This window comes from Sphingomonas sp. LT1P40 (assembly GCF_036663835.1).
Lineage (GTDB): Bacteria > Pseudomonadota > Alphaproteobacteria > Sphingomonadales > Sphingomonadaceae > Sphingomonas.
Genome location: NZ_JAXOJT010000002.1, coordinates 668,119 through 689,413, shown reverse-complemented (window position 1 = coordinate 689,413; position 21,295 = coordinate 668,119). Strand labels below are relative to the sequence as shown.

At 64.0% G+C, this 21,295-nt stretch carries 29 protein-coding genes and 1 riboswitch; of the genes, 19 read left to right on the top strand and 10 right to left on the bottom strand.

The window, feature by feature from the left end; all coding sequences use genetic code 11:
* The first annotated feature begins 147 nt into the window (after positions 1 to 147).
* The 11 genes from U1702_RS14825 to U1702_RS14775 all read left to right on the top strand — a co-directional run bounded on the left by U1702_RS14825 (position 148) and on the right by U1702_RS14775 (position 9,223).
* Complete coding sequence (locus tag U1702_RS14825; protein ID WP_332725957.1) at positions 148 to 1,569, top strand: HWE histidine kinase domain-containing protein; 1,422 nt, start codon at positions 148 to 150, stop codon at positions 1,567 to 1,569.
* Between the two features lie 11 nt (positions 1,570 to 1,580).
* Entirely contained in the window at positions 1,581 to 2,165 is a 585-nt protein-coding gene (locus U1702_RS14820; protein WP_332725956.1) for a DUF2585 domain-containing protein, read from the top strand.
* 37 nt (positions 2,166 to 2,202) lie between these two features.
* Entirely contained in the window at positions 2,203 to 2,430 is a 228-nt protein-coding gene (locus tag U1702_RS14815; protein WP_332725955.1) for a type II toxin-antitoxin system ParD family antitoxin, read from the top strand.
* Positions 2,430 to 2,723 (top strand): type II toxin-antitoxin system RelE/ParE family toxin, encoded by a 294-nt coding sequence (locus U1702_RS14810; RefSeq protein WP_332725954.1) that lies wholly within the window; start codon positions 2,430 to 2,432, stop codon positions 2,721 to 2,723. Before U1702_RS14815 ends, U1702_RS14810 begins: the two co-directional genes overlap by 1 nt.
* A complete protein-coding gene (locus U1702_RS14805; protein ID WP_332725953.1) occupies positions 2,711 to 3,502 on the top strand; it encodes a sterol desaturase family protein in 792 nt (263 codons plus the stop codon). Before U1702_RS14810 ends, U1702_RS14805 begins: the two co-directional genes overlap by 13 nt.
* Positions 3,465 to 3,857 (top strand): DUF2141 domain-containing protein, encoded by a 393-nt coding sequence (locus U1702_RS14800; RefSeq protein ID WP_332725952.1) that lies wholly within the window; start codon positions 3,465 to 3,467, stop codon positions 3,855 to 3,857. Before U1702_RS14805 ends, U1702_RS14800 begins: the two co-directional genes overlap by 38 nt.
* 165 nt (positions 3,858 to 4,022) lie before the next feature.
* Positions 4,023 to 4,928 carry a MipA/OmpV family protein gene (locus tag U1702_RS14795; protein WP_332725951.1) on the top strand — a complete coding sequence of 302 codons (906 nt, stop codon included), beginning with the start codon at positions 4,023 to 4,025 and terminating at the stop codon, positions 4,926 to 4,928.
* A gap of 38 nt (positions 4,929 to 4,966) precedes the next feature.
* On the top strand, positions 4,967 to 5,236 hold the full coding sequence (locus U1702_RS14790; RefSeq protein WP_332725950.1) for a hypothetical protein: 270 nt from the start codon (positions 4,967 to 4,969) through the stop codon (positions 5,234 to 5,236).
* A 66-nt stretch (positions 5,237 to 5,302) separates the two neighbouring features.
* On the top strand, positions 5,303 to 6,247 hold the full coding sequence (locus tag U1702_RS14785; protein WP_332725949.1) for a hypothetical protein: 945 nt from the start codon (positions 5,303 to 5,305) through the stop codon (positions 6,245 to 6,247).
* Between the two features lie 31 nt (positions 6,248 to 6,278).
* Positions 6,279 to 6,387, top strand: a riboswitch (TPP riboswitch).
* A 35-nt stretch (positions 6,388 to 6,422) separates the two neighbouring features.
* Positions 6,423 to 8,318 (top strand): phosphomethylpyrimidine synthase ThiC, encoded by a 1,896-nt coding sequence (thiC, locus tag U1702_RS14780; protein ID WP_332725948.1) that lies wholly within the window; start codon positions 6,423 to 6,425, stop codon positions 8,316 to 8,318.
* Positions 8,319 to 8,671: 353 nt separating this feature from the next.
* A complete protein-coding gene (locus tag U1702_RS14775; protein ID WP_332725947.1) occupies positions 8,672 to 9,223 on the top strand; it encodes a hypothetical protein in 552 nt (183 codons plus the stop codon).
* Between the two features lie 275 nt (positions 9,224 to 9,498).
* Here the strand turns inward: U1702_RS14775 and U1702_RS14770 are convergent, their stop codons facing one another.
* Positions 9,499 to 9,765 carry a Txe/YoeB family addiction module toxin gene (locus tag U1702_RS14770; protein ID WP_332725946.1) on the bottom strand — a complete coding sequence of 89 codons (267 nt, stop codon included), beginning with the start codon at positions 9,763 to 9,765 and terminating at the stop codon, positions 9,499 to 9,501.
* Complete coding sequence (locus U1702_RS14765; RefSeq protein ID WP_332725945.1) at positions 9,762 to 10,016, bottom strand: type II toxin-antitoxin system Phd/YefM family antitoxin; 255 nt, start codon at positions 10,014 to 10,016, stop codon at positions 9,762 to 9,764. Before U1702_RS14765 ends, U1702_RS14770 begins: the two co-directional genes overlap by 4 nt.
* Before the next feature lie 108 nt (positions 10,017 to 10,124).
* On the opposite strand from U1702_RS14765, the gene U1702_RS14760 reads away from it, so the two are divergent.
* Complete coding sequence (locus U1702_RS14760; protein WP_332725944.1) at positions 10,125 to 10,760, top strand: hypothetical protein; 636 nt, start codon at positions 10,125 to 10,127, stop codon at positions 10,758 to 10,760.
* 1 nt (position 10,761) lies between these two features.
* Positions 10,762 to 10,953, top strand: coding sequence for a hypothetical protein (locus U1702_RS14755; protein WP_332725943.1), 192 nt, complete (start codon positions 10,762 to 10,764; stop codon positions 10,951 to 10,953).
* A gap of 1 nt (position 10,954) precedes the next feature.
* Here the strand turns inward: U1702_RS14755 and U1702_RS14750 are convergent, their stop codons facing one another.
* Complete coding sequence (locus tag U1702_RS14750; protein ID WP_332725942.1) at positions 10,955 to 11,476, bottom strand: DUF5872 domain-containing protein; 522 nt, start codon at positions 11,474 to 11,476, stop codon at positions 10,955 to 10,957.
* A 129-nt stretch (positions 11,477 to 11,605) separates the two neighbouring features.
* On the opposite strand from U1702_RS14750, the gene U1702_RS14745 reads away from it, so the two are divergent.
* From U1702_RS14745 to U1702_RS14735, 3 genes are all read left to right on the top strand, one after another.
* On the top strand, positions 11,606 to 11,887 hold the full coding sequence (locus U1702_RS14745) for a LysR family transcriptional regulator (protein ID WP_332725941.1): 282 nt from the start codon (positions 11,606 to 11,608) through the stop codon (positions 11,885 to 11,887).
* Positions 11,888 to 12,144: 257 nt separating this feature from the next.
* Positions 12,145 to 13,035 carry a hypothetical protein gene (locus U1702_RS14740; protein WP_332725940.1) on the top strand — a complete coding sequence of 297 codons (891 nt, stop codon included), beginning with the start codon at positions 12,145 to 12,147 and terminating at the stop codon, positions 13,033 to 13,035.
* Positions 13,035 to 13,784: a phosphatase PAP2 family protein gene (locus tag U1702_RS14735; RefSeq protein ID WP_332725939.1), complete on the top strand. Its 750-nt coding sequence runs from the start codon at positions 13,035 to 13,037 to the stop codon at positions 13,782 to 13,784. The genes U1702_RS14740 and U1702_RS14735 overlap by 1 nt, the downstream gene beginning before the upstream one ends.
* 2 nt (positions 13,785 to 13,786) lie before the next feature.
* Here the strand turns inward: U1702_RS14735 and U1702_RS14730 are convergent, their stop codons facing one another.
* The 4 genes from U1702_RS14730 to hemA all read right to left on the bottom strand — a co-directional run bounded on the left by U1702_RS14730 (position 13,787) and on the right by hemA (position 16,231).
* Positions 13,787 to 13,915 carry a hypothetical protein gene (locus tag U1702_RS14730; RefSeq protein WP_332725938.1) on the bottom strand — a complete coding sequence of 43 codons (129 nt, stop codon included), beginning with the start codon at positions 13,913 to 13,915 and terminating at the stop codon, positions 13,787 to 13,789.
* A 60-nt stretch (positions 13,916 to 13,975) separates the two neighbouring features.
* Positions 13,976 to 14,521: a PepSY domain-containing protein gene (locus U1702_RS14725; protein WP_332725937.1), complete on the bottom strand. Its 546-nt coding sequence runs from the start codon at positions 14,519 to 14,521 to the stop codon at positions 13,976 to 13,978.
* A gap of 111 nt (positions 14,522 to 14,632) precedes the next feature.
* Positions 14,633 to 14,902: a hypothetical protein gene (locus U1702_RS14720; RefSeq protein WP_332725936.1), complete on the bottom strand. Its 270-nt coding sequence runs from the start codon at positions 14,900 to 14,902 to the stop codon at positions 14,633 to 14,635.
* A gap of 87 nt (positions 14,903 to 14,989) precedes the next feature.
* Complete coding sequence (gene hemA / locus U1702_RS14715) at positions 14,990 to 16,231, bottom strand: 5-aminolevulinate synthase (RefSeq protein ID WP_332725935.1); 1,242 nt, start codon at positions 16,229 to 16,231, stop codon at positions 14,990 to 14,992.
* A 214-nt stretch (positions 16,232 to 16,445) separates the two neighbouring features.
* Between hemA and U1702_RS14710 the strand changes: the two genes are divergently transcribed.
* A complete protein-coding gene (locus U1702_RS14710; RefSeq protein ID WP_332725934.1) occupies positions 16,446 to 16,613 on the top strand; it encodes a hypothetical protein in 168 nt (55 codons plus the stop codon).
* On the opposite strand, the gene U1702_RS14705 is transcribed toward U1702_RS14710, so the two are convergent.
* Entirely contained in the window at positions 16,610 to 18,247 is a 1,638-nt protein-coding gene (locus tag U1702_RS14705; protein WP_332725932.1) for a hypothetical protein, read from the bottom strand. The two genes, U1702_RS14710 and U1702_RS14705, sit on opposite strands and share 4 nt — an antisense overlap.
* Before the next feature lie 29 nt (positions 18,248 to 18,276).
* The gene (murI, locus tag U1702_RS14700) at positions 18,277 to 19,068 is read right to left on the bottom strand and encodes a glutamate racemase (RefSeq protein ID WP_332726398.1); all 792 of its coding nucleotides are present in this window, start codon (positions 19,066 to 19,068) and stop codon (positions 18,277 to 18,279) included.
* 73 nt (positions 19,069 to 19,141) lie between these two features.
* Here murI and plsY point away from each other — a divergent pair, with 73 nt between their 5' ends.
* A complete protein-coding gene (plsY, locus tag U1702_RS14695; protein ID WP_332725930.1) occupies positions 19,142 to 19,747 on the top strand; it encodes a glycerol-3-phosphate 1-O-acyltransferase PlsY in 606 nt (201 codons plus the stop codon).
* Positions 19,740 to 20,822, top strand: a complete 1,083-nt coding sequence (gene dprA, locus U1702_RS14690; protein WP_332725928.1) for a DNA-processing protein DprA — start codon at positions 19,740 to 19,742, stop codon at positions 20,820 to 20,822. The genes plsY and dprA overlap by 8 nt, the downstream gene beginning before the upstream one ends.
* On the opposite strand, the gene U1702_RS14685 is transcribed toward dprA, so the two are convergent.
* The gene (locus tag U1702_RS14685; RefSeq protein WP_332725925.1) at positions 20,809 to 21,255 is read right to left on the bottom strand and encodes a hemerythrin domain-containing protein; all 447 of its coding nucleotides are present in this window, start codon (positions 21,253 to 21,255) and stop codon (positions 20,809 to 20,811) included. The two genes, dprA and U1702_RS14685, sit on opposite strands and share 14 nt — an antisense overlap.
* Positions 21,256 to 21,295 lie beyond the last annotated feature (40 nt).

Here is a 21,295-nt window from a genome sequence, read left to right as displayed (position 1 = left end):
GACCTGCGGGGTTAAACCCCTGTGGAGGGCGAATCCGATGCTTTCTCAGGCGTCCGGCGTATTTGATCGCGCCCTATGGCGTCTGCTCGGCAAATTGCGGTAATATGGTGGGGTGAATCGATTTCAATTTTGTCCGGATGCGCTCGCTTGAACCCGGTTTCGTCGCCCGAGCGCCTTGCCGCGCTCGCGGCATATCAGATCCTCGATACCCCGGCAGAGGCCGATTTTGACGGGATCGTTCGGATCGCCTCGTATATCTGCGCCACACCGATCGCGCTGGTCAGCCTGGTCGAACAGGACCGGCAATGGTTCAAGGCGCGGGTGGGGATCGACGCGTGCGAGACGTCGATCAACCAATCGGTCTGTGCGCATGGGCTGTCGCGAACCGACCCGCTGATCATCCCCGACCTGACGCTTGATCCGCGTACCGCCAGCAATACGCTGGTAACGGATGAGCCAAACATCCGGTTTTACGCGGGTGCACCACTGGTGACTCCCTCGGGGCAGGTTATCGGGATGCTCTGCGTCATCGACACGGTCCCGCGCCCCGCCGGTCTGACGACGGACCAGGCGGAGATGCTCGTCGCACTGGCCGCGCAGGTTGTCGGCCAGCTCGAATTGCGCCGCCATTTGCGCCAGCTCGAGGCACATGAACAGCGTCTGCGCATGGCCCAGGAAGCCGGGCGCGTTGGCAGCTTCGAAGTCGATGTCGATACCGGCGAGTTGCTGGTCTCACCGATGTTCTGCGAGCTGTTCGGACTGCCGGTTCAGGCGAGTTTTGCCGCGTCAGACATCGAAATGCTGGTCCTGCCCGAAGACCGCATGATTCACTCGAACGACGACACGCGTCGCACCGGCACCGCGCAACCGGCGGTCGAATATCGCATCAAACGCGCCAGCGACGGCCAACTGCGCTGGATCAGCCGCGCGGCGCGCTTCCTGCACGATGACGACGGACGCCCGGTTCGCATGCTCGGCACCGTCCGCGACGTCACCACGCGCTGGCTTATGAACGCGGAGATGGCGCACCGGCTGAAGAACACGCTGTCACTGGTTCAGGCGATCGCGCGCATGACCTTTGGCACCTTGTCCGATCGCGGTCCGATTGAGCAGTTCGACCAACGCCTGCGCGCATTGTCCGGTGCGCACGATGTGCTGCTGGCCCAGCAGGTTGAGGGTGCGACGCTCGAGCAGATCGCGAACAAGGTGTTCGACACGCTTGGCGTGCGCCACGTTGCCGATTTCGACGGCCCGTCGGTGCGGTTGGGGCCGAACACGGCGACCATGGTGTCGTTGCTGGTCCATGAACTCGTCACCAACGCGATGAAATATGGCGCGATGTCGGCGCTGGGCGGGCGCATCGCAATGCAGTGGCGGTTCGAAGGCGATGATCTCGCGCTGGACTGGATCGAACGCGGCGGACCACCGGCCGAGCAACCAACGCGCAAGGGCTTTGGCTCCAACCTCATCCGGCGCGGCTTGACCGGCGGTGGTGGGGTCGAAACCGACTATTTACCGGAAGGGCTGACCGTGAGGATGCGTGCCCGCGCCGCCGCGATGGCGGACTAGGCGTGCCGGCAATGATTCGCCCCCAACTCCGTATCACCCGTCCTGCGTTGTTCGCGGCACTCGCACTGGTCGCCGTCGCCGCGCTGATCCTGCTGGCAATGCAGCGCCCGCCAATGTGCCCGTGCGGCAGCGTCAAATTGTGGCATGGCGTGGTCAATTCCAGCGAGAACAGCCAGCATCTCGCCGACTGGTACAGCTTCAGTCACATCATCCACGGCTTCCTGTTCTACGCCGCCGCGCATTTCGCGTTGCGCAGTCACGCGCGAAACTGGGCGCTGCCGCTGGCGGTGGTAATCGAGGGGGCATGGGAGCTGCTCGAAAATTCCCCGATCATCATCGACCGCTATCGTGAAGCGACGATGGCGTTCGGCTATTCGGGCGACAGCATCGTCAATTCGGTCGCCGATATCGGCTGGATGGCGGCGGGTTTCTGGCTGGCGATGCGACTGCCGGTCGCGGTGACGGCGGTCCTTGCGGTCGCATTTGAACTGATGACGCTGCTGCTGATCCGCGACAATCTCACGCTCAACGTGCTGATGCTGGTGTGGCCGGTCGATGCGATCCGCACATGGCAGGCGGCGGGCGGGCTGCTCTGATCTTGCCAATCTTAGCGCAGAATTGTATAAGTTGCGTATGGCACAGATGAACGTTTCCCTCCCCGACGGACTCAAGGCATGGGCCGAGTCCCGCGTTGCCGAGAGCCGTTACAGCAGCACCAGCGACTATGTCCGCGACCTGATCCGTCGCGATCAGGAAAACGAGAAATGGCGCGCGCTCCATGCGGCGATCGAAGAGGGTCTGGCGAATCCGGAAACGAACACCACTGTGCAGGATATCATCTCTGAATTTCGCGCACGCTGATGTTCACGCTCCGCCTGCGTGCGGGCGCGGTCGCCGACCTCCGAAGCATCCTCGAATATGGTAGCGTCAACTACGGCGAGGAGGTCGCAATCGCTTATGTAGAGGCGATCGACAAGACAATGGAGCGGCTGCGTGAATATCCGGAAATTGGCGAAACCCGCCCGGACTTCGGCAAAGGGCTGCGAAGCCTGCCCTGCCGCGAGCATCGAATATATTATCGTCTTGCTGAGCAGCATATCTCGGTCGTGAGAGTGCTTCACAAGGCTATGGACGCCAAACGATGGCTGGACTGACCCTCGCCATCCTCCTCTCCGCACTCGCGATGACCCTCATCGTTGGCGTGCGCTATCTCATCGTCTCGGGCGCGTTCGCCTGGGCAACACGCGTCCGCCACCCCGGCCTGTACCGCGGCCTCGACGCCCAGATGCGGCGCGAAGTCGTGTGGAGCCTCGCCAGCGCCGCGATCTATGGCATCCCCGCCGGGGTCGTCGCCTGGGGGTGGCAGAGTCGCGGCTGGACGCAGGTTTACACTGATGTCTCTGCATACCCGCTCTGGTATTTGCCGCTCTCGATCCTTCTCTATCTCTTCGCCCACGACACATGGTTCTACTGGACGCACCGCTGGATGCACCGGCCCCGGCCGTTTCGCATCGCCCACGCCGTTCATCATGCCAGCCGCCCGCCAACCGCCTGGGCCGCGATGAGCTTTCATCCGATCGAGGCGATCACCGGCGCTGTGGCAATTCCGGCACTGGTCTTTGCGATTCCGATCCATGTCGGCGCATTGGGCTTTGTCCTCGCCACCATGACCGTTATGGGAGTGACCAATCACATGGGGTGGGAGATTTTCCCCCGGTTCATGTGGCGGGGGCCATTGGGGGCATGGCTCATCACCGCGAGTCATCATCAGCGCCACCATGAGCAATATGGGTGCAATTATGGGCTCTATTTTCGCTTCTGGGATCGCCTGTGCGGCACGGACCGCGGGGTTGGAGACTTTGCCAAAACGCATGCTCGCGCTGGGATTGGCCGCGTTGCTGCTCCCCGCAACGTCGCCGGTGGCGACGCTTGAACTCGACGTTCAGAAGCTGCGTTCGACCAGGGGCGTGCTGCGCATCTGCCTGACCGCGCGGCCCGAAAGCTTTCCCGATTGCAAGGACGATCCGCGCGCCGTTTCGCGCAGCGTTCCCGCCAGCCAGCCGCAGGTGCGGATCGAGGGGCTGGCGACCGGCAATTACGCCGCCGCGATCATCCATGACGAGAATGGCAACAAAAAGCTCGACACGCTGATGGGCATTCCGCGCGAAGGTTTCGGCTTCAGCCGCAACCCGGCGATCGGTTTCGGCCCCCCCAAATTCGCCGCCGCGCGCTTTCCGCTCGATGATGCCGCAAAGCCACAACGAGTGCGGATGCGGTATCTGCTCTAGGGTTGCGGCACCGGCCCGCTCCCCCACCCTTGCCACCCACAGCGTATAATCGAATGGGTGGCCGGGGTGGGGGAGCGGGCCGGTGCCGAACAATAACAAAAGCGCTTGCATCCATTTGTGCGATGCGGCGTTGCGAACCTGAAACAATTTCAGGAAGTTGCCCGTATGCGTCTCGCTTTTGCCCTCCTCGCCGCTACTGCGTTCACCGCTCCCGCTTTCGCGCAGGACGCGCCGCCAGCTGAATCGGTGAACCCGTCCGGCGCGGCGGCCGAGCCGACCGACGCCACCCCGGAACAGGCGGCGGCGGCACAGGAGGGCGCGGCGCGCCTCAGCATCGGCGCTGGCGCGGCGTGGCTTCCCGATTATGAGGGCTCGGACGACAAGCGCTTCACCCCGCTGCCCGCCGCCAACGGCACGATTGCGGGAATGAGCTTCACCGTGCTCGGCAACCGCGCCAGCCTCGACGTGATCCCCGACATCGCCGGACCCGGCTGGAACTTCCAGCTCGGTCCGACCGCCGTCATCAACTTCAACCGCACCAACCGCGACGCGATCGAGGATCCGCGCGTCCGCGCACTGGGTGAGATCGACACGGCGGTCGAGGTCGGCGGCTATATCGGCATCGGCAAGACCGGCCTCATCACCAGCGATTACGACACGCTGTCGCTCAGCCTGTCCTACCGCCACGACGTGACCAAGATCCACAAGAGCGGCATTTTCACCCCCTCGGTGAACTACACGACGCCGCTCAGCACCAAGGCGCTGGTCGGCTTCTTCGCGTCGGCCGAGATCGTCGAGGATCGCTATGCCCGCACCTATTTCGGCGTGACGCCAACGGGCAGCGTCGCCAGCGGCCTGCCGGTGTTCACGCCAAAGGGCGGGCAGAAGAATATCAGCTATGGCGGCCTGTTCACCTATGCGCTGACCGGTGACCTGACCAAGGGCTTGGCGCTGGTCACCGGCTTCAACTACAGCAAGCTGCTCGGCGATTTCGCGGACTCGCCGCTGGTCAGCATCGCGGGCACGCGGCACCAGTGGACCGTGGGCGCAGGGCTGGCGCTGACGTTCTGAGCGACCACCCCGTCACGCCCGACGGACGTTATTTCGTCGTGCGTGGCCGCTTGTGGCGGACCAGCAATCCAGCGCTGTCCCCGGAACAACGCGAGCGCCTCGTCGCCGAACTCATGTCCGCCCGCCGCGCAGTTGGGGCGCGCGAACTCGACGCTCGCGCACGGGTGGATGCGGCCAAGCGCTCGCTGGGCGAGCGTGGCCCGGTGTGGTGGGACGACGGCGCGCCCGACTGGAACCGCCACCTCGCAAAGAACACGCCTTATGCGACCTGGTACGCGGCGCTCGACAAGGATGAGCGAGCCCCCTAGCCTTCCCGCAAAAGGTGGAGACAGGCGATTCCGCGTAGAAAATTGGCGGCGGCGATCAGCGTCTTCTTGCTCCTCGTCTCGGCGGGCGTGGCACATGCCACGCTGCAGGACCCACCGGCGTCCACCGATGGCGTCATTCGGCGGGAGGAGTTCACCGTGGGCGGCGACGCGCCGCTCCCTGAGGCTGTCCGCAAACATTTCGGCCTTCCGCCCGGCGCTACGGTCAAGGATTTACCCGTTCAAACGCTTCGGCGATTGCCATCCGCCAAACGCTATTTCCGCGCGCTCGAAAGCCTGGCGACGGAAACTGCGGCCGATGTTCCCGCCACGATCGATGCGATCATCGCGTGGGAACGGCTCGGCTTGACGCCGGAAGCATGGCAGCTCGACGCGCCGATCAAGCTCGGCAAGCCCCTGCGTGGCGAGGTTCCGGCAGGAACGATCCTCGTCCGCGAAATCAGGGATGCCGGCGGGCAAGAACTTTACTGCATCGAACGCGAACCGGGGAAGGCATTCGAACCCTTTGTCGATGAGCGGCGGACGATCTACCCGTCGCTTTGTCTGTTCGACAGCGACAAGGACGGGTCGCCCGATAGCATCAAGGCCGAACCGTATCGACCCGAAAACCCCGTTATCAGCCAGACGATCGGTCGGCCGGTGGCGTGGACGCCGCTATCCGCACGATCAACCGACCCGCGCTCGCTGGGATTCGTCCTGACACGGCAGCTCCGGGTCAAGTCGATCGATGCGCGGCACGTTACGCTTGCCTCGCGTTTGCACAGTCTGCCACGCGGGATGACCACGCCCATGGTTTCCGATTCCAGGCAAACGGTCGAACTGCCGCTGCGTGATGGCGAGCGGGTGACGATGGACGGGATTACCGTGACCGTCGCGCAAGTCGATGGCGCATGGTACTTGCGTGCCAGCGGACGCTTCGTGCCCTGGGCCGCGTTGAGCCCCGACCGGTTGGGCTATCGCATCCTGCCCAGTGAGGCATCGGAGCCCGAATGATAGACAAGCCCGATCCCCCCGCTTAAAGCTGTCCTATCCCCGGGGGAGCGCTATCCGGCGCTTGAGAGGGTGGCACGAGCCACCGACCCGCTGAACCTGATCCGGTTGACACCGGCGTAGGGAGTGGGCGGTCCTTCACCAGAAGCCCGTTTTCTCCCTGATTTGGAGAAGACAGATGGCCGACATCCCCGCCCGCACCGAACTGAAAGTCACCACCGGCCCAATCCGTGGCAGCCGCAAGGTGCATGTCGGCCCGCTCAACGTCGCGATGCGTGAGATCGACCTCGAACCCTCTTCGGGCGAGCCGCCCTTACGCGTCTACGACCCCAGCGGCCCCTATACCGACACCAACGCCCGCATCGACATCATGGCCGGCCTGCCCGAACTGCGCCGCGACTGGATCCGCGCACGCGGCGATGTCGAGGAAGTCGCCCAGCGCGAACTCCGCCCCGAGGATAACGGCCAGCTCGGCCCCGACCGTAGCGGTGGCGTCCAGCCCTTCCCCCGCGTCCGCAAGACCGTGCTGCGCGCCAAGCCCGGTGCCAATGTCAGCCAGATGTATTACGCCCGTCGCGGCATCATCACGCCCGAGATGGAATATGTCGCCACCCGCGAAAATCTGGGTCGCGAGCGTCTGTCCTCCTACATCCGCGACGGCGAGTCCTTCGGCGCCAGCATCCCCGATTACGTCACCCCGGAATTCGTCCGCGACGAGGTCGCCCGTGGCCGCGCGATCATCCCTAACAACATCAACCACCCCGAATCCGAGCCGATGGCGATTGGCCGCAACTTCCTGGTCAAGATCAACGCCAATATCGGCAACTCCGCCGTCGCCAGCGACGTGGCGAGCGAAGTCGACAAGCTCGTCTGGTCGATCCGCTGGGGCGCGGACACCGTCATGGACCTGTCCACCGGCCGCAACATCCACGACACCCGCGAATGGATCCTGCGCAACTCGCCGGTCCCGATCGGCACTGTGCCCATCTATCAGGCGCTGGAGAAGGTCGGCGGCGTCGCCGAAGACCTCACCTGGGAAATCTTCCGCGACACGCTGATCGAACAGGCCGAACAGGGCGTCGATTACTTCACCATCCACGCCGGCGTGCGCCTGGGCTACATCCCGATGGCGGCCAAGCGCGTCACCGGCATCGTCTCGCGCGGCGGCAGCATCATGGCCAAATGGTGCCTCGCCCACCATCAGGAAAGCTTCCTCTACGAGAAGTTCGACGAGATCACCGAGATCATGAAGGCGTATGACATCGCCTACAGCCTCGGCGACGGCCTGCGCCCCGGCAGCATCGCCGATGCGAATGACGAGGCACAGTTCAGCGAGCTCTACACGCTCGGCGAACTCACCCACCGCGCGTGGAAGAGCGACGTTCAGGTCATGATCGAAGGGCCCGGCCACGTGCCGATGCACAAGATCAAGGAGAATATGGACAAGCAGCTGGAGGTATGCGGCGAAGCCCCCTTCTACACGCTCGGACCGCTCACCACCGATATCGCGCCCGGATACGACCATATCACCAGCGGCATCGGCGCCGCGATGATCGGTTGGTACGGCACCGCGATGCTCTGCTACGTCACGCCCAAGGAGCATCTGGGCCTCCCCGACCGCGACGACGTGAAGGTCGGCGTCGTCACCTACAAACTCGCCGCCCACGCCGCCGACTTGGCGAAAGGCCACCCCGCCGCGCAAGCCCGCGACAACGCCCTGTCAAAGGCCCGCTTCGAATTCCGCTGGCGCGACCAGTTCAACCTGTCGCTCGACCCCGACACGGCCGAGGAATATCACGACCAGACGTTGCCAGCGGAGGGCGCCAAGACCGCCCATTTCTGCTCGATGTGCGGCCCAAAATTCTGCTCGATGCAGATCAGCCAGGAAGTCCGCGAATTCGCCTCAAAGCAAAACCAGGGCGTCGAAGGCTTCCTCGCCACCGGCCCCACCGGCGCTGAAACCGCAGCCGCCAGCAAGGCCGCCGCGCTTAAGGGCATGGAGGAGATGAGCCGGGTGTTCAAGGAGACGGGGAGCGAGTTGTATATGGGGGCTGGGGGTAGGGAGCATGATTGATAATAGGTGGTAGTCGAGCCGGTTCTCCACGCTTAACACGTTCATCGTTTTTCATGAGACGCCGGTTGACAGAATTAACTATCTAGTTTTGTTGCACCCTTCGATTCGAAGGGGGCAATATGGTCAAGTTTCAGCCAAGTCATGTAGGCAAGCGCGAATTAGTGGCTCGAGAAATTTCAAAGCGTCGGCTTCGGCGCGAGCGGGGCAAATTGAAAGAACAAGCGCGACGAAATCGCTAAAAGATTCGCGCAGGGAAAAAATAGTGAATCATTCGAGTCGCTTAGCTCTGCTTCATTTTTTGCCTAACTGTTTGTTTTATGGTATGATTCCTCAGGCAGGATGGAGCCTTGAGGATGACTACATACGGTGATTTTCAAAGTATATTTCAGTTAACCGCTGGATTGACCTTGGGTGTTTCTGGTTTGGTCACTTTGTTTGAGGATCCCATTGAGCGTGAGATCAGGCGATTTTCCAGACTCTGGAAAGTAAGCGATCGCCTTAATGTTCGGCATCCTAATCTTCCGCCCGACATAGTTGATCGTATCAACGGAATATCGAATCAAATAGAAGAGATTCAGGAACGTCTTTCCACTGATTTCGAGGCAGAAGAGCGTTTTAGAATAACTAAATTAGCGTCTTTTGTAGCCTCGGTTGTTGGTCTAGTTCTTTTAATATATTCGAGTGAGAAATCATCTGAAATAATCCCTTTTTCAGTTAAGTTATTGTCGTATGTATTGTTAGCTTACGTGCCAATTGCGGTAATTTTTATCGCCGGATCTTTACGATCAATAAGCTGGCCGTATCGACAACATCGTAAACAAATCGAGGAATCATACGTCAGCATTGTTAACTCCATTTGGGACTCGCCTGGGAAACAAGAAAATGAAGGTGGCAAGATGGGATAAGATAGCGATTTTGTCGGCACCGCTGCCGCAAAACGTCGCTCTTGTCAGCAAGTCCCTGGACAAGCTCAAATGTTTGTTTGTTGATGCGGATGACTACGATGATCTGAGATCGGCGTTATCAGCCATGGGATATCCAGTGATTAGTAAGTCGGGAACGACATCAATCTGGATAGTGATGTCTTGCGGATACTATAAAGTTCTAGTTGATGTTCGAGTAGATCGCGTTGTGTGTAAAGAAGGCCGATCTATTTAGTAAAAATCGCGGACGTCAGCACTCAATAATGATACCGGCAGCTCAGCACCTCCAGCGCCTGCGCCTGACCCGATCCGCTGACCCGATACACCAGCCGATGCTCGCGATCGATCCGCCGGGACCACCAGCTCGCCAGATTCCGCTTCAGTGGCTCGGGCTTTCCCGTCCCGCTAAACGGGTGACGCAGGCATTCGCCGATTAGCAGATTGATCCGCTCCAGCACCTTCGCATCCTCCGCCTGCCACGCGACATAGTCGCGCCAGCAGTCGGCCCGGAATACGATCTTCACGGCTGGATCAGCTCATGCTCCTCGCCGAGTCCGGCATCGAGTTCCCTGATGCCGTCGATCAGATGCTTGGCATTGGCGGGGGAGGACAACAGATACAGCGTCTCTTCGATCGACGCCCATTCGCTTTCGGAAATCAGCACCGCCCCTTCGCCGCGCTGACGGGTGATAGCGATCGGCGCGCGGTCGGCGACGACCTTGTCGATCACCGCCTTCAGATTCTCGCGGGCTTCGGAATAGCTGATTGCTTGCATATCACCGATATGGACAAAACGTCGTACAACGTCAATGCAACGCGACACCTGGCTCCGGTCGGCGCAACGCTCACGGAACCCATCCCACCCCCCGCCGTTGCCTCCCCCATGAAGCACATCCTCGCCGCAACCGCCCTCGCCCTCAGCCTCGCCGCCTGCTCGCCAACACCGGGCGACACACCGACCAACACGCCCGAAACGACCAACGAAAGCTGGTCGGGCGAAGCCGCGCTTAACGATGTAACCGCGACGCCCGTCGTCGAAACCCCGGCACCGACCCCCACGGCCTCCGCCACGCCCGCCGCTACAGCCGCCAATATCCTCACGCTCGAGGGCCTCGGCCCGATCAGGATCGGCCAACCCGTGCCCAAGGACAGCGGCTTTGCCTCACGCGGCGCGCAGATTTCGGACGCCTGCACCACGGTCACGTCGCTCAAATATCCCGGCGTCTATGTCATCGTTGAGCGCAACGCGGTTCGTCGCATCACCGTCGGGCGGCGCTCCAACGTCAAACTGGTCGAGGGGATCGGCATCGGCGCCACCGAAAAACAGGTGATGGCCGACTTCGCCGGGTTCCGAACCGCGCCGCACAAATATGTCGGGGCGCCAGGCAAATATCTCACCGCCCCCAATGCCGATAGCGGCGATCCGGCGCTGCGCTTCGAAATCGGCGCGGATGGCAAGGTCAGCCTGATTCATATCGGCACCATGCCCGTGCTCGGCTATGTCGAGGGCTGCGGGTAGGATGACCTATGCGTCGATCACGAGCCCGCAAACCGCGCATGCCGAACTCGACGGCAAGCGCGTTCACACCGCCGCCGATCTGCGCGTCACGCCGCTGGGATTGCTAGCGATCGGCGCGCTGGTCGCGGGCATCCTGCTTTGCGTTCCGCCGATCATCCGCGCCACCGCCAAAGCCCGTCGCGCGCCATCCTGAGCTAGCGTCCGCGATCCACCGCCGCGTCGATCGCCGCCAGCAATGCCGCCTTGTCCATCCCGGCTCGCCCTTCGATCCCCAGTTCCGTGGCCCGCTCGACCAGCATCGCCTTGGTCGGTCCGTCGCGCCTGATCCGGGCGATCTTGTCGCGCACGTCCTTGGGCTGCGTGCTGAACTGCTTGCCCTTCGCGCCGTCCGCCCGCTTCTTCGCGGTGCTGCGAGCGTATTCGGCATCGGTCAGCAGCATGCGGATGTCCCGCGGCAGATAGCGTTCGCCGCTCTTGCCACTGTCCGCGCCCGATGCCGTGCCCCATTTCGCCTGAGTCCATTGATGCAGGTCGGTTTCGTCCTGCGCCAGGCCGCTCTCCTCATAGTCGCCGCCGCGCCTTTTATATTCGGCGACGGCCATCTGCGCCTTGCGTGCCGACCATTGGCCGGGCTTGCCGCCCTTGTCGCCGGCGATCACTTCGGCCTTCACTTCTTCCCACAATCGCGGGTTGGTGCGTTCGGCAGTTTGCGCCATCGCTCATTCTCCCTGCCGGCACATCGATCGGCACGGCCAAGCGTTCCTTGAACGTCGCGCCTTCGTCAAATCGCCATCGTCCGCCGATTGTTGGATACATGTTGGAAACGGGATGCTTCATCCTGACGGATGACCTCGCCCGCCCCCCTCACCGCCGCGCCGCGCCGCGCAATTTGGACCCCCGCCAAACAGCGCATCTTCCTTGCTGCCCTGTTGGAAACCGGCAGTGTCGGGCGGGCCGCGCACGCGGCGGGGATGTCGCGGTCGAGCGCGCAGCGATTACGCCATCGCCTGATCGGCACGCCGTTCGATCGCAGTTGGGATCAGGTGCTGTCGGTCCATGCCCGCCGGCTCGCCGATCCGCTCGGCCCCGATCCGCTGGCGCCCGCCGCGCCATCGCCGCGTCGATGAGGCGTGCGTGCCGCGTACCTGGCGCAGTCCTGCTGCGAAACCGCGCGCTCATGCAGCGTCGGTGCCGCGTCGCTGTGACGTGGATGGCGCATGGAGGCCGCGTCGCTGCCGCGTTCCCGGCCCGAACCTGCCGCATAGCCGCCGCTTCCACCCGCAGCACCGCTCAAACCGTCAACGCATCAACCGCCGACCTCGCCGATCGCTTGTACGTGTCCTATCCGCATGATACACTCGCGTCCTGTTCAGGAGCCGTTGTCATGCGTTTCGTCCCCTTCTTTGCCGCGCTGTTCGCGCTGGCTGCCCCCGTCGCCGCGCAACAGCCCGACGGACCCGCGCCGGGTGAGGATGTACTGGTCGTTGGCCGGGCCGAGCGTGAGACGAAGCGCGAAGCGACCGAGTTCGTCCGCGCGCTGACCAGCATCCCCGGCAGCATCGATCCGGTCGCGCGGTTCGACTGGGCGCCGCTCTGCCCCGCCGCGGTCGGGCTGGCGGATGCTCAGAATGCCGCGATCACCGCCCGCATGCGTCGTGTCGCCACCGCGGCGCGCATCCCGCTTGCCGATGCCGGGTGCCGCCCCAACGCGCTGGTCATCGTCGCGGCGGACAAGAACGGCATGATCGACGCGCTGCGCCGCAAATTCCCGGCCTATTTCCTGACCGATGACAAGACGATGATGGATCCCGGCAAACAGCCCGGCCCTGCCACCGCCTGGCATTTGCGCGGGCGGCTGGATCGCAGCGGCACGCCGGTGTCCTCGGCACCGGGAGCAACCGTCAGCTCGCCGATCACGCCGTCACGGCTCAGTTCGATGATTCGCCCGATCTTCCTGGCCGCAGTGGTGGTGATCGAGCGCGATGCGGTGGTCGGGCTGACCACCACCCAGCTTGCCGATTATGCCGCGATGCGTGCCTATGGCGGGGCCGATCCCAAACGGCTGGGCGACACGCCGACCGCGACCATCCTCACCGTGCTCGATGCCGCGCCCTCGGCACAGGTGCCGGTGACGCTGACGCGCTGGGACATCGCCTTCCTGCGCGCGCTGTATGCGGTGGATGCGGATGATTTCGGCCCGCGTCAGCGCACCGCGATGCGCAGTCGCATGGCCGATGAAGTCGCCCGCTCGGACGCCGGATCGCCCGAGGAGTGATGCCGGCCGACGACGAACAGCCGCTCAGCCTCGACCGGCTGTCCACCGCCCCCGTCACGCCGGATCGCTCCGCGCCCGACGTGCGTCACCCGCCCTTCGTGTTCATTGCAATGGCGGCGGTGGCGGCGGCGGTGCTGGCGGTGGCGACGCTCGGCGCCACGATCAGTCGCGGTGCGCAGTTCGGGTTCGACCGCGCGATCATGCTGGGGCTGCGACAGGACGGCAATCCGGCGATCCCCGACGGTCCGGCCTGGCTGCGGCAAGTGATGATCGACATCACCGCGTTGGGCGGCGAGACGATCCTTACCCTGTTCGTTGCCATCACCATCGGCTTCCTGATTGCCTATCGCCATTTGCTGACCGCCGCGTTGGTGTTCGGCGGCACAGTCAGCGGGTCGATCGCGGTGGCGCTGACCAAGCTGATCGTCGGGCGCGAACGTCCGGCTTTGGTCGATCATCTGGTCGAGGTCGGCTCCGCCAGCTTCCCCAGCGGGCATGCCGCGAACAGCACGATCATCTATCTGACCATCGCCCTGGTATGCATGCAGATCGTCCAGCGCCGCGACGCCCGCTGGCTGATGTTCGGCAGCACGATCGCGCTGGTCACCACGATCGGGTTCAGCCGCATCTATCTCGGCGTCCACTGGCCCAGCGACGTCGCCGCCGGCTGGGCATTCGGGAGCTTATGGGCGCTGGCATGGTGGGCGCTGGGCGCGTGGCTGCGGGTGCGACTGCCCAACCGGCGTTGATCTCAACCCTTGATGGTGACGATGCCGACCGGATTGCCCTTGGTCGTGGGGTTGGATGCGTTGCCCTTGGGTGGCTTTTCCGCCTTGGGCTTGCGCACTTCGCGGCTCGTCTTCTTCTGGCCCTTGGCCATAATCGTTCCTTCGCGGAGCGGTTCGCCCCAGGCCACCCTAACCCGGTTGGCGGCATCCGCCTAATGTGCCCAGCGTTCGCCCAACACTTCGGCCTTGCCGCCCTGCCACTTCACTTCCATCGCCGGTTCCTTGGGGCTGCCGGGGGCGAACAGCTCATAGATCGTCGCGCCGTCCTCGACCTGACGGCTCTCGATCACCCGTTCGGGGGTGAAAGCATCCTTCTTCGCCGCGGCCGCTGCCACAACCGGCGCGGGGGCGGTGGTCCAGGCGATGTCACGCTGCACCTCAACCGCCGTCAGCTTCCCGTCGGCACCCGCCAGCACGTCGATCTCCACCTCCGTGCCGTCAGGGCGCGTTCCTTCGACATCGTAATAGACCCGCCCGTCGCGCTCCTTGCGCTCCGCTTCGGCGATCCGCATCCCCGGCACCGTCGCTTCGACCAGTTCAGCAAGACCCGCAGGCAGGTCGGACTGTGCCACATTGCTGATCGCGGTCTCTGGGCCAGCGGCAAGCACCCCGTTTTCTGCAGTGTTTGCAGCGTCAGGTGCCGGCGAGCAGGCAGCAAGGGCAAAGGTGGCGGCGAGGGAAATGGCGACGGCGCGCATAGAGACTCTCCGGGATAGGTAACCGGTGTCCATGGTGCGCTTCAACGTCATCGGACGCAACCGTCCGGGAAAGTGGGACCGCGCAGTTACGGTGCGCGGTCCCAGCCAATCCTAGCGGACGTTCTCCAGCCGAGCATCGTCGGCATCGTCGATCGCATCGGCCTTGGCCTCGCCGGCTTCCTCGACATTGTCCGCCTGGTCGTCGAGCGCGTCTTCCATCGTCTCGTTCGGTGCCATGTCGGCCTGGTTTTCCAGCGCATCGGCCTGATTCTCCGCCGCTGCCTCGACATTGTCCGCTGCCTTGTCGTCGGCATTGCCGCCGCACGCCGCCAGCGCGATCAGACCTGCACCGGCCATTGCGGCCTTTAGGATGGATTTCATGGTGTTACGCCTCCTGTTGGTTCAGCAGGCATGAATGAACGGCAGCGAAACGGGTTCCACGGCCCGTCGCATTGATGCGCCAAACCCTTAGGCGGCGGCGCGCAACTCCATGCGTTCCCAGATTTCGGCCAGCGCCTTGGTCAGTTCGCGCATCATCGCCTCGTCATGCGCCGGACCCGGCGTGAAGCGCAGCCGTTCGGTGCCGCGCGGCACGGTCGGGTAATTGATCGGCTGAACGTACACGCCGTATTCGGCGAGCAGGATGTCGCTGATCCGCTTGGCCTTGACCGGATCGCCCACCATCAGCGGGACGATGTGCGTGGTCGAATCCATCACTGGCAACCCGGCATCGGCAAACATTACCTTCAGCGTCGCCGCTGCCGCCTGTTGCCCGTCGCGCTCGACGCTCGACGCCTTCAAATGCCGCACGCTGGCCAGCGCACCGGCGACGAGCACGGGCGAAAGCGAGGTCGTAAAGATAAAGCCCGGCGCATAGCTGCGAATCACGTCGATGATCGTGCGGTCGGCCGCGATATAACCGCCCATCACGCCGAACGCCTTGCCCAGCGTCCCCTCAATGATCGTCAGCCGCGCCGCCGCGGCGTCGCGCTCCGAAATTCCGCCGCCGCGCGCGCCGTACATGCCGACGGCGTGGACTTCGTCGAGATAGGTCAGCGCATTATACTTGTCAGCCAGATCGCAGATCGCATGGATCGGCGCGACATCGCCGTCCATCGAATAGACGCTCTCGAACGCGATCAGCTTGGGCACGCTGGGGTCGTCCGCCGCCAGCAATTCCTCGAGATGCGCGAGGTCGTTGTGACGGAACACCCGCTTCTCGCACCCCGAATTGCGGATGCCCGCGATCATCGATGCGTGGTTCAGCTCGTCGGAATAGACGATGCAGCCCGGCAGCACCTTGGCCAGCGTCGACAGCGTCGCCTCGTTCGAGACATAGCCGCTGGTGAACAGCAGTGCCGCTTCCTTGTCGTGCAGGTCGGCCAGCTCGTTTTCGAGGTTGATATGGTAATGCGTGTTGCCGCCGATGTTGCGCGTACCGCCGGAACCTGCGCCAACATCGTGCAGCGCTTCCTCCATCGCCGCGATCACCGCCGGATGCTGGCCCATGGCGAGATAGTCGTTCGAGCACCACACCGTGATCGGCTTTGGCCCGTTATGGCCCGCAAAGCACCGCGCATTGGGATAAGACCCCTTGTTGCGCAGGATATCGATGAACACGCGATATCGCCCTTCGGCGTGAAGCCGGTCGATCGCGGACGAGAAAACGCGCGAATAATCGACTGCGCGTGCAGAACCGTCGGTCGTCATGGTGCGTCCCGATAGCCGGTTTGTCGCCCCGACGCCAGCACCCGTCCGCGCGATAATGTCGATCGAGCGATATGATTTGCGCGATGGGGGTTATCCTCGATCAACTCGTCGTCGGTTATTTCTGCTACACCGCATCATCGCAGGATCGGGACTCGAAGCATTCCTGCGGCTGAGAGACCCTTGTGCTCCCGCTCGGATCGAGGGAGAAGCGGTCGTGCAACGCAATGATTACGAATATTTTCGACAGCGCGAAGCCGAAGAGCGGCTGAATGCCGAGCGTGCGCAAGAGCAGACGGCGCGCCGCGCGCATCTGATGATGGCGGAACGCTATGCCGAACGTCACCGCGCCATGGCACCGCAACAGACGGTAAGCGCAGCCTAGCTGATTCGCCACCACGGCTGCGCGTCACGCACGTCGAGTCGGCAGACGCCGGTCAGCCGGTGGCTGGCGATGTAGCGCGCGGCGCGGGCGTCGTAATCGGGCTTTAGCGGATCGACGAACACCCAGTCCTTGGGCTGGAAGGTCGAATAGCCGCCCAATGTCGGCACGCGCCAGATTTGCGCGAGCAGCATCGCATCGTCGTTATGCGGGTGTTTCGCGTGCATCTCGGCATTGCGGTACAGCGGTTCGCCGACGCGCGTCTGCACCGCATAAAAGCTGCGGCATTCCGAGGGTGGCGCGGGAATGACGGTCAGCGGCGTCCACCAAGCCGAGCGGCTGAGCTGCGCGGCGGAGAAGCTGTTGAGCTGTTCGATCAACAGCAGTGCGACCACCCCCATGCCAAGTACGCGGCGCTCGGTCAGCAGCGCCGTCAACCGATCCCGAAACACCGCCGCGACCAGCAACAGGACAGGCAGGACGAGGAAGGTCTGATAGCGCAACACGACGCGCAGTCCCTTCGCCCCCGGCACGAGGTGGAAGATCGCGCCCCAAGGCGAGGCGACCCAGAGTTGCAATGTCAGTGCCCAGCTGACGACGATCGCCAGCGCATAGGCGAACAGCACCGGATCGGCGGGGATTCGCCGCCTCAACACGCGCCATGCTGCCGCCACCGTCAACACGAACAGGAATAGTGGGAACCCCGACTCATGCTCGCCGCCGAAAGCCCGACCCGGTGCCTTGGGATCGGGCGTGAACGCACCGAACAGCGCCTGAATGCCGCGATTGATCCAGCCCCAGATCAGATTGCCCGGCCCGGTGTTCACCAGATCGACCGGCGTGACGAGATAACCGAGCATCTTCCAGTAACCGTGCCCGCCCGACTCGCCCGCCTTGGGCAGATAGACCGACAAAAACGGGATCACGGCGACGACGAACGCGCTGCCGCACAGCGCCAGCGTGACCCAATGCGCTCGGAGCAGCGTCAGCACAGCGCGGGGTCGCCAGTTGCCGGTACCGATCAACCAGCACAGGATAAAAATGCACCCGAACCACAAGGTGAACCACGCCATATAGTAAGCGGTGATCAGCCACGCCGCCATTAGCAGCGCCAACGCGATGCCGAACCCTCGCGCGCGACTTGATGCCCCCGCGACCGCTGCCCGCACCGTGCCGATCGCCAGAATCATCGCCACCGGCAACAACCCGACGCTTTGAAGCTGCGCATGCACCGTATGGATCGCCATGCTGTTGTTGATCGTGAAAATCGCAGCGACCAGCAGCGCGACCGGTGCCTGCCAGCCGAGCGTTCGCCGCACCAGCCACCAGCTGGCAATGAAGCCCATCGTCTTGAACGTCGCGGCGTTCAGCGTGTCGGACAGAAACGGATCGAACCAGATGCGCCAGAAGGAATAGACGAGGCCGTAGAGGAAGTAGCCGTCATTATAGCCCAGCGTCCCGGTGTGCGGATGGAAGTATCCGGGCGTGTTCCACACCGCATGGCCGGTAAACACGTTGCGCCAATGCTCCAGCAGGCTGATCTCGATGATCCCGTCGGCGCGGTCCCCAAAGCCGAGGTCGAACCCGCTGAACACCGGGTCGCGGAATGCGACCAGCATTGCGGCAAGCCAAATCAACGCGACCCAGGGCAGTTCGCGCCGAACGTTCACAATGTTTCCAGCTTGGTAAGACCGTAGGTGGCGAGCGCCGGAATGAGCGACTTGTTGGCCTGACCGGTGAACACGGCCATGCCGAGTGATGGCGCTTCGGGCCAGTCCTGCCCTGCCGTCAGATGCACGACGCGGCGGGCAATGCCGGGGCCGCCATCGACGAAGCGCACCGGATGCGGCGCGGCAGCGGCAAGTTCATCGACCACCAGCGGAAAGTGTGTGCAGGCGTTGACGATCACGTCGATGCGGTCGCCGCCCGGCTGGCCAAACAGCCCGTCGAGCACCGCCCTGAACTGTGCAGGATCGGACGATTCGCCGCGCAATTTTGCCTCCGCCAGTTGCACCAGATCGGCGCTGCCGTGCCGAATCACCGTGCAATCGCCGGCGAACTCGGCGGCGAGATTGGCGACATAAGGCTGGCGCACGGTGGCATCTGTGCCGAGCACGCCGATGACGCGGGTGCGGGAGAGCAGGGCGGCGGGCTTGATCGCCGGGACCGTGCCGACAATGGGAATGTCGAGCGCGGCGCGGACATGCGTTAGCGCGATGGTCGACGCGGTGTTGCACGCGATGACGATCAGCCGGGGCCGATAGCGCTCCGCCAGCCGCCCGAGCAAAGCGGGGACGCGCGCCGCGATCTCCCCCTCGCTGCGAATACCATAGGGAAATCCCGCGCTGTCGGCGGCATAGACCAGCGGCGCATGCGGCAGCAGCGCGCGCGTGGGGGCCAGCACCGACAGCCCACCCACGCCCGAATCGAAGAATAGCAGAGGCCGGGAGTCGGTGATCGTGAATTCGCCTGATGGAGATTGTTGCGCCCGCTTACCGAAGGACTTAGCGTTGGCGCAAGTTAGGGGAATCATGACCACCGAAATCCTCTGGGTAACGCCGACGCTGGCGCTGCTGCTGGGCTATCTGCTCGGCTCGATCCCGTTCGGCGTGCTGCTGACACGCCTGGGCGGCGCGGGCGATCTGCGCACGATCGGGTCGGGCAATATCGGCGCGACCAACGTGCTGCGCACCGGGCGCAAGGGGCTGGCGGCGGCGACACTGCTGCTCGACATGGCCAAGGGTGCCGCCGCCGTACTGATCGCCGAAGGCTTGTGGCCCGGCAACGGCCCGATCGCGGCGGCGGGCGCGTTTTTCGGCCATTGCTATCCGGTGTGGCTGAAGTTCAACGGCGGCAAGGGCGTGGCGACGCTGATGGGCATCATACTCGCGCTGCACTGGCCGTCCGGCCTCATCTTCGCCGCCGTCTGGCTTGCGTTGCTGGGCGGGCTGCGCATCTCGTCGGTTGCTGGCATGGCGGCGGCAATCAGCGCGCCGGTCAGCGCCGCGGCCTTTGCGCGATTCGACCTTGTTCCGCTACTGATCGCGCTCGCTTTGGTCGTGCTGTGGAAGCACCGTGCCAATGTCGAGCGGCTGATGGCCGGAATGGAGCCGCGCATCGGCCGCAAGGATGGCTGACGACGCCGACGTCGCCCGACTCCGCCTGATCCGCAGCCCACGCATCGGCCCCGTCACTTATCGCCAGTTGATGACGCGGTTCGGCAGCGCGGAGGCGGCGTTGGAAGCGTTGCCCGCACTGGCGATACGCGGCGGCGGGCATATGCCGGTGATTGCCGACAGCGGCGCGGTGAAGCGGGAGATGGCGACGGCGGCGAAACTGGGCGCGCGCTATCTGTTCCTGGGCGATTCCGATTATCCGGAACTGCTTGCCGAACTGGAGAACGCCCCCGCCGCGATGCTGATACGCGGCGATGTCGCGCTGGTCCGGCGACCGTGCGTGGCGATGGTCGGCGCGCGCAACGCCTCGGCCGCCGCGTGCCGCTTTGCGCGGCAACTGGCGCAGGGGCTGGCGGAGGCAGGGGCGACATTGGTGTCGGGGCTGGCGCGGGGCATCGACACGGCGGCGCATATCGGTTCCATCGGTGGCGGCACTGTGGGCGTCATCGCCAGCGGCATCGACATCGCGTTCCCGCCCGAGAATCGCGATTTGCAGGAGCGCGTCGCCAATGAAGGCCTGCTGATCGCCGAACAGCCGCCCGGCACCGAACCGCTCGCGCGCCACTTCCCCTCACGCAACCGAATCATTGCGGGGCTGGCGCAGGGGACGGTGGTGGTCGAGGCGGCCCCGCGCTCCGGCTCTCTCATCACCGCGCGGATTGCGGGGGAGGCGGGGCGTGAGGTGATGGCGGTGCCGGGATCGCCCCTCGATCCGCGTGCGCAGGGTTGCAATCTGCTGATCCGAGAAGGCGCCACGTTGGTGCAGAGCGTCGACGACATCCTGGAAATGATCCGCCCGATCGACGCCCGCGCCGTGCGCTCACCGATCAGCGCGTTCGAGGGTGGCCCCGCGATCGACGCCAGTGCGGGCGAACGGCGCGATCTGGAGGGGTTGCTGGGTCCGGTACCGGTCGCGGTGGACGAACTGGTGCGCCAGTCGGGCCTGCCGCCCGCTTTGGTGCAGATGGTGCTGCTCGAACTCGAGCTGGGCGGGCGGCTGGAACGCCATGCCGGCGGCCGGGTCAGCCTGCGTTGAGTTTGGCCGACGCTTCGCGCAACGTGATCGTACCGCCACGCAGCGCGAGTGGATAAAGAACCTCATTCTCAATCCGCACCCGCGCCGACAGTGCCGACAGGATGATGGCGCTGTCTTCGATGAAACCGGTCGGATCGTCGGCGATCGCCGCTTCGCTCCAGTGATCGACATAGTTGCGCCAGTCGGCGGCGAGCGTGTCGAAATCGGCCATCGCGCTGGCGGCAGCGATCTGCTGGCTGGCGTCACCGGCGGCAAGCAACATCGGATAGACTTCGAGATCCTCGGTGCGGAGATGTGCCGCGAGCTGTGTATCGAGATCGACGAGCATGCCGCGCAACGACGCGGCATCCGCAACCGGAGCGGCACGCGACAACGCATCGGCCAGCGTTGCGATGGTCCTGTGTTCCAGGATCAGTCGTTCGATCGAGATCATTGCGGCAAGATCATAAGCGGGAACTCGAGGGCACTGTGTG